Here is a 6,672-nt window from a genome sequence, read left to right as displayed (position 1 = left end):
AAAGTACATTACGTGTTTTTTAGTTTGTTTGAACGAAAGTTCATTTTGTTTTCGTTCTTAAGTTGATGGGCATGTACCAATACCCCTATATCTTGTTAAAATTTTCTGATAATAAAAATATACACGAAAGCGATTACATTTTCTATATAAAATTAAAACTTTTCTGATAAAATAATATAAAAAATTGAATTATTGCAAGATTTAGATTCTATTTAGAGGAAAATAAGGAGAAACAAGGAAAAACCCTTACATATATTGTAAGGGTTAACGAAGTTCTAACCTTCTCGATAAAATTGATAAACTATAGTTTACAATAAAGTACATACAAGCTACTACTATAAACGTTGGAATCATATAATTTACATTTTGTCCGCTAATAATTTGAGCATTATGCATAAGCTCTGGGAGTGATATAACGACTGCTAGCGCTGTATCTTTCAGCAATGAAATAAACTGACTGACAAGTGGCGGGACCATTCTTCTTAATGCTTGTGGTAAAATAATGTGCCAAAGTGCTTGCACATACGTTAATCCTGAAGATCTTGCAGCCTCAATCTGTCCTTTTTCAATAGATAATAGGCCACTTCGAACAATTTCAGATATCATTGCAGCTTCAAATATTGTTAAAGCGACAATTACGGCTGTTATAATTTCTAATTTCAAGCCTGCTTCTGGAAGTGCAAAATATGTGAAAAATATAATTAAAAGTAGTGGTAAGTTTCGAATTACTTCAACGATAACTCCTAATATTTGTGAGAAGACGGGTACTTTTGTGTACCGTACAATCCCTATTACACTACCGATAATAAAGCTAAGTACAATTGCTACGAGTGCTACCTCTAATGTGATGAGTAATCCTTTTAATAAAAAGAGAATATGATCTCCTGTAATTGCTCCCTTAAAATCCATTTACACCGCCTCCTTTGCTAAGCGTTTTTCTAAATAACGCACTAGCATACTGAGCGGAATTGTTAATATTAAATAAAACATCCCGACAAATATATACACATCGAACGTAACAAACGTCTTCGTTGAAATTAAATCTCCTTGATACATTAAATCAGCACCAGCAATAATTCCGAGTATAGAAGAGTTTTTTACTAAATTGAGAAATTGATTTCCTAAAGGAGGGATTACGATTTTCATCGCCTGGGGTAAAACAATATAATACATTCCCTGTACATACGTTAATCCTGAGGAACGTGCTGCTTCCATTTGACCTTTTGCAACGGATAAAATACCAGCGCGAATGACTTCCGCAATAAACGCTGCAGTATATACGGTAAGCGTAACTGTTCCTGCTACAAAACCATTTAGAGTAATTCCTACTACAGGTAAAGCGAAATAGAATATAAATGCAATTAATACGAGCGGAATATTTCTTACAAATTCTACAATAGCAGCTCCCAACCAATTTAAAATGCGAATTGGTGCAATACGCATTACCGCCAAAATTACTCCTAAAATAAAGCTTCCTATTAATGCAAGTACACTAGACATAACTGTATACTTAAAGCCTTCTAAATACATATCAATGTTATTCGTTAATATAGAAAAATCAGGCACATATTCTCCCCTCTTTCTTTACAAGAAGAGGATGAGTACTCTCATCCTCTCACTTTTACTATTTATCACTTTACTTCTCTGGTTTCTGCCCAATCCATTTCTCATATAATTTGTCATATTCTCCGCTTGCTTTCATGTCTTTAATTAAATTATTAATCTCTTTCGTTAAATCATCTGCACCTTTTTGCACTGCGATTCCGTACGGCTCATCCGTGAAAATTTTCCCGACAACTTCATAATTCGAATCTTGTTTTGCCATACCGTAAAGAATTGCATTATCTGTCGTTAACACATCACCTTTTCCTGCTTTTAACGCTGTAAATGCCTCACTGTAATTTTCAAATTCTAATACAGTCGCTTCTGGTGATTTTTGGCGAATGTTATTTGTCGATGTTGAGCCTTTTACTGCTAACACTTTTACGCCCTTTTTCACATCATCAATACTTTTAATATCGCTTCCTTTTTTCACGAGTAACGATTGCCCTGCTTTAAAATATACATCTGAAAAATCGACCTCTTTTTTACGTTCTTCTGTAATTGTCATTGTTGCAATAATTGCATCAATGTCACCGTTTTTCAGTAGTGGAATACGCGTTTTAGATGTTACCTCTTTCAACTCTAGTTTCTTTTCATCCCCAAGAATCTTTTTCGCAAGTGCCTTTGCAACATCAACATCAAATCCTTCTACCTGCCCTGTTGAAGGGTTTTTCAATCCAAATAAGTTCGTATCATTCTTCACCCCAACTACTAACTTCCCTCGCTTCTTAATTTGTTCAACAGCACCGCCTTGCTTCGTGTTCGTTTCTTTTGCCTCATCTTTTTTACTTCCGCATCCAGCAACGACAAGTACGAATAGGCATGAAAATACGATTAATGTAAACAACTTTTTCATTTTAAGCATAAAACTCCTCCTTTAATGGTTTAACACTCGGCTTAAAAATAGACGCGCTCTTTCTTGTTCAGGACTTGCAAAAAATTGCGCCGGTGTTGTATCCTCAATGATTTTGCCATCATCCATAAATAAAATCCGATCGGCTACCTCCCGCGCGAATCCCATCTCATGCGTGACAACAACCATCGTCATCCCTTCTTTAGCTAGTGTTTTCATAACATCAAGTACTTCCCCGATCATCTCTGGATCAAGAGCAGACGTAGGCTCATCGAATAGCATAATTTCCGGCTGCATCGCAAGTCCTCTAGCAATTGCCACCCTTTGCTGTTGTCCACCAGATAATTGATGTGGATATACACTGGCCTTCTCCGGAATTCCTACTTTCTCTAAATAAAACATCGCCGTTTTCTCTGCTTCCTCTTTTGAAATTTTATTTACTTTAATAGGTGCTAGTGTAATATTTTGAAGAACCGTTTTATGTGGATATAAATAAAAATGTTGAAAGACCATTCCGATATTTCGGCGTAATTCATTCATATCTGTTTTCGCATTGTGTACCTCCGTATTTTGTACAATTAACTCTCCCTCTGTAATTGACTCTAACTGGTTTATACACCGAAGCAACGTACTTTTTCCTGATCCTGAAGGCCCAACAACTACTACCACTTCACCTTTTTTCACTTGTACATTAATATCTTTTAAAACTTGAAAGGTGCCATAATATTTATTTACGTTCCGAAACTCTATCAACATACTCACCCCTTCCCCTAACAAAGCATGTACATTCTTTTTATATTCAAAAATAGGCAAAAAAATAACTTTCAGCCTCATTTTGTCCATAAAAAAAGCAAAGGAATTTCCCCTTTGCTTTTTCATTTCTATTCCATTACGATACTTCTTCTTTCTTATCTTTTCCATATTCATGCTCCCAGAAATCAGCATTTTTAATTCCTAATGGCCCTGGATCGAATACTGGATCTTTTCCTTCTTTTTTCTGCTTTTCATAATCCTTTAATGCAACTAATGCAGGTTTTTGTAATAGTAAAATCGCAATGATATTTACCCATGCCATAATTCCTACACCGATATCGCCTAAAGCCCAAGCCGTTGCTGCTGTTTTGATACAACCGTAGAATACAGCTCCTAAAAATACAAACTTTAGTACCATAGACAGCCAAGGGCGGTCTTTATCACGATTTAAGTACGCGATATTCGTTTCTGCAATGTAGTAATACGCCATAATTGTTGTAAATGCAAAGAATAGTAATGAGATTGCAACGAAACCGTTTCCAAATCCAGGGAAAACAGATTCTACCGCTGCCTGTGTATATCCCGGCCCTGGCTGAGCACCATTTAATTTATTTACGATAAAGTTTTTTCCGCTTGCATCAAATACGTTATACATGCCTGTAATAATCATCATAAATGCTGTTGCTGAACAAACAAATAATGTATCAATGTAAACGGAAAATGCTTGCACTAAACCTTGCTTAGCTGGATGTGATACTTCAGCTGCTGCCGCTGCATGTGGCCCTGTTCCTTGCCCTGCTTCATTAGAATAAATACCTCGTTTTACTCCCCAAGAAATTGCTAAACCGATAATACCACCAAATGCTGCTTCTAATGCGAAAGCGCTTCTTATAATTAACATAAATGCTTCTGGCAATTTTTCAATATTCATAGCGACAATAACACAAGCTACTAAAATATACCCAACAGCCATAAACGGTACGACAACTTGCGCTACGTTAACAATTCGTTTTACTCCACCGAAGATGATAAGAGCCAATACAACAACTAATAAAGCCCCTGATAGAGTAGTATTAATTCCAAAAGCTGTCTCTAAACTTACAGCAATACTATTTGCTTGCACGCCTGGTAATAAAAGCCCAGTTGCAAGGATTGTCGCTGCAACGAATACTAATGCATACCATTTAACCCCTAAACCTTTTTCAATGTAATAAGCAGGTCCACCGCGAAACTGTCCTTGATGCTTTGTCTTATAGATTTGCGCGAGTGTTGATTCTACATAAGCTGATCCTGCTCCTAAAAAGGCTACTGCCCACATCCAAAATACAGCTCCTGGTCCGCCGAAGGCAACCGCTGTAGCTACCCCAGCGATATTCCCTGTCCCAACGCGCCCTGATAACGAAAGTGCTAACGCTTGGAATGAAGAAACACCAGCCTCTGATTTTTCTCCTTTAAATGTCAGCTTCACCATTTCTCCTACGTGCCTTACTTGTAAAAACCTCGTTCGAATAGAAAAATATAAACCTGCTCCTAAACATAAATAAACAAGTGCTGGACTCCAAACAATATTATTTAACCAATTTACGAAAGCTTCCAATATTCCCCCTCCTTTTTATCAAGAATATTCAAAATATATAAAAATTATAAGTGTATACCGAATCTATGACAATATTATTTTAATAAAACAAACATATTTTTGTATAAAAAAACAAAGTATATATTTGTTTTATATACTTTGTTTTGAACAGAATGTATTATATATTCACAATTGCTTCTTTTTTTATAATTCTTTCGTATAGCTCTTCTGATAACTTTCGGAAATTATCTGGCATATCTTTCCCTTTAAATTTCTTTTGGAGCGTGCCGTATAGACCTATGTCACGCAAACGTAAAAATAGTGGTAATGATTCATACCAGCTATCCGCCAGTCTGTGCTCATACTCATAGCCTTTCCGTAACACTTGTAACTGTTTACGAGCAAAGTCTGTCTTCTCTTCCGCTGTCCACGTTGTAAATAGAACAGAGTAATAAAGAACCATCGCTAAATCGTGTATAAAGTAATTATAAGCCGCATCATCAAAATCAAAGATTGTTAGCTCTTTTCCATCATAATGAAAATTACCTGGATGAATATCCCCATGCATAAGGCCGAATGTTTCTCTTTCAATTGGAAGAGCCTTTATCTCATCCATTAATACCGCAGCGATCTTTTTCACTTGATCATCTTCTAATTCATTAACAATCCCACTCTCATCTTCTTCCCACGTATCACGGTAGTCTGTTTTAGGATAATCCATTGTAAGGCGATGCAGTTGTCCAATCGCTTTTCCCCATGCTTCAAAGTAAGCGTCTCCCCAATAAGGCGATTCCGCTCCTTTTACTTGCTCACCTTTTGCATATGTAAATAAGGAAGCGAAAAAGGAAGTCCCATCCTCTGCTCTGATTTCTTCTACAAGATTTTGAGATGCTGAATAAAGGGGGCCTGCTACCTTTGCCCCATTCTCCGCAACATATCGTAAAAAATCTAGTTCAGCTTCGACTTCTTTTTTAGAACAATGAGAAGAGTGGGTTAAACGCAATACGTAATCTTCGCCACGATCACCCTTTGCCTTAAAAATATAATTTTCAAAATCTCCAAGTGGCTTTTCTTCCACTGTTACATGAAATGTCTTTGCTGCTCTTGCTAAAATTTCTTTTGTAAAAACTCGTTCTACTGCTATTTCCATATGTATCCCTCCTATATATCTTCTTAATTCGACACAAATGTGAGAAGTACTGCTATGAAATTGAATAATGCGTGGACAATCATAGCCGATAAAATAGAATTTGTTTTCTCATATAACCAAGCAAATACTACTCCACTTAAAAAGTTTACTGGTAATGTGTTATATGTTGGAATATGAACAACAGTAAATATTATGGAACTTATAAGTATACCGCCCCACATACCATACCTATCACGAAAAAATGTATAAAAAACACCTCGATATAAAATTTCTTCATAAATTGGTGATATAATTGCTGCTCCAATTACCGCGATACAGAATGAATAGATTGATTTATCATTTTGGACTGTCTCCGTCTTACTATTTTCAAAGGAAATACCCATTTTCTCCATTACCACTAATACAGCAATACTAGCTACAATTAAGAAAATAACCGCTCCAACTGTCCATAAAAGATCTTTCCATGAAAGCTTCCGAATTCCAATATCTTTCCACGAGAGTTTATATCTTTTGATACAAAAAAGATAAACTACAGTAGTAAATATCACTGCCATTATAAAGCCCATTAATACTCCAGCATATAGTGAGTTACCTATTACTTCTAAAATATATTTATAAAAAAGGGATTCGACAGTTACTGGAACAATAACAAATACAAACATAAATAAATATAAAACTTCTTTCCATCCCCACATATACCTCAAAGTCATTTATATCATCCCCTATATCCTATTTTCT

Annotated in this window: 7 protein-coding genes; all 7 read right to left on the bottom strand. The window is 35.8% G+C overall.

All coding sequences use genetic code 11. The annotated features are described in order from the left end of the window. Nucleotides 1-264 precede the first annotated feature (264 nt). The 7 genes from PDQ33_RS14700 to PDQ33_RS14670 all read right to left on the bottom strand — a co-directional run bounded on the left by PDQ33_RS14700 (nt 265) and on the right by PDQ33_RS14670 (nt 6,644). The gene (locus PDQ33_RS14700) at nt 265-909 is read right to left on the bottom strand and encodes an amino acid ABC transporter permease (protein WP_270756010.1); all 645 of its coding nucleotides are present in this window, start codon (nt 907-909) and stop codon (nt 265-267) included. Continuing rightward, nucleotides 910-1,566, bottom strand: a complete 657-nt coding sequence (locus PDQ33_RS14695) for an amino acid ABC transporter permease (protein WP_001112694.1) — start codon at nt 1,564-1,566, stop codon at nt 910-912. Between the two features lie 70 nt (nt 1,567-1,636). Further along, nucleotides 1,637-2,467 carry a glutamine ABC transporter substrate-binding protein GlnH gene (glnH, locus tag PDQ33_RS14690; RefSeq protein ID WP_000916479.1) on the bottom strand — a complete coding sequence of 277 codons (831 nt, stop codon included), beginning with the start codon at nt 2,465-2,467 and terminating at the stop codon, nt 1,637-1,639. Nucleotides 2,468-2,479: 12 nt separating this feature from the next. After that, complete coding sequence (locus PDQ33_RS14685) at nt 2,480-3,208, bottom strand: amino acid ABC transporter ATP-binding protein (RefSeq protein WP_163170595.1); 729 nt, start codon at nt 3,206-3,208, stop codon at nt 2,480-2,482. A gap of 136 nt (nt 3,209-3,344) precedes the next feature. Then, nucleotides 3,345-4,805, bottom strand: coding sequence for an alanine/glycine:cation symporter family protein (locus PDQ33_RS14680; RefSeq protein WP_000387151.1), 1,461 nt, complete (start codon nt 4,803-4,805; stop codon nt 3,345-3,347). Nucleotides 4,806-4,962: 157 nt separating this feature from the next. Next, on the bottom strand, nt 4,963-5,934 hold the full coding sequence (locus PDQ33_RS14675) for a phosphotransferase enzyme family protein (RefSeq protein ID WP_076872615.1): 972 nt from the start codon (nt 5,932-5,934) through the stop codon (nt 4,963-4,965). Between the two features lie 23 nt (nt 5,935-5,957). Further along, entirely contained in the window at nt 5,958-6,644 is a 687-nt protein-coding gene (locus tag PDQ33_RS14670) for a CPBP family intramembrane glutamic endopeptidase (RefSeq protein WP_076872616.1), read from the bottom strand. Nucleotides 6,645-6,672: the final 28 nt, after the last annotated feature.

It is taken from the genome of Bacillus cereus group sp. Bc031, assembly GCF_027716265.1.
GTDB classification, from domain to species: domain Bacteria; phylum Bacillota; class Bacilli; order Bacillales; family Bacillaceae_G; genus Bacillus_A; species Bacillus_A paranthracis.
Note: the sequence above shows the minus strand (reverse complement) of the source record. Positions and strands in the feature narration are given on the sequence as shown.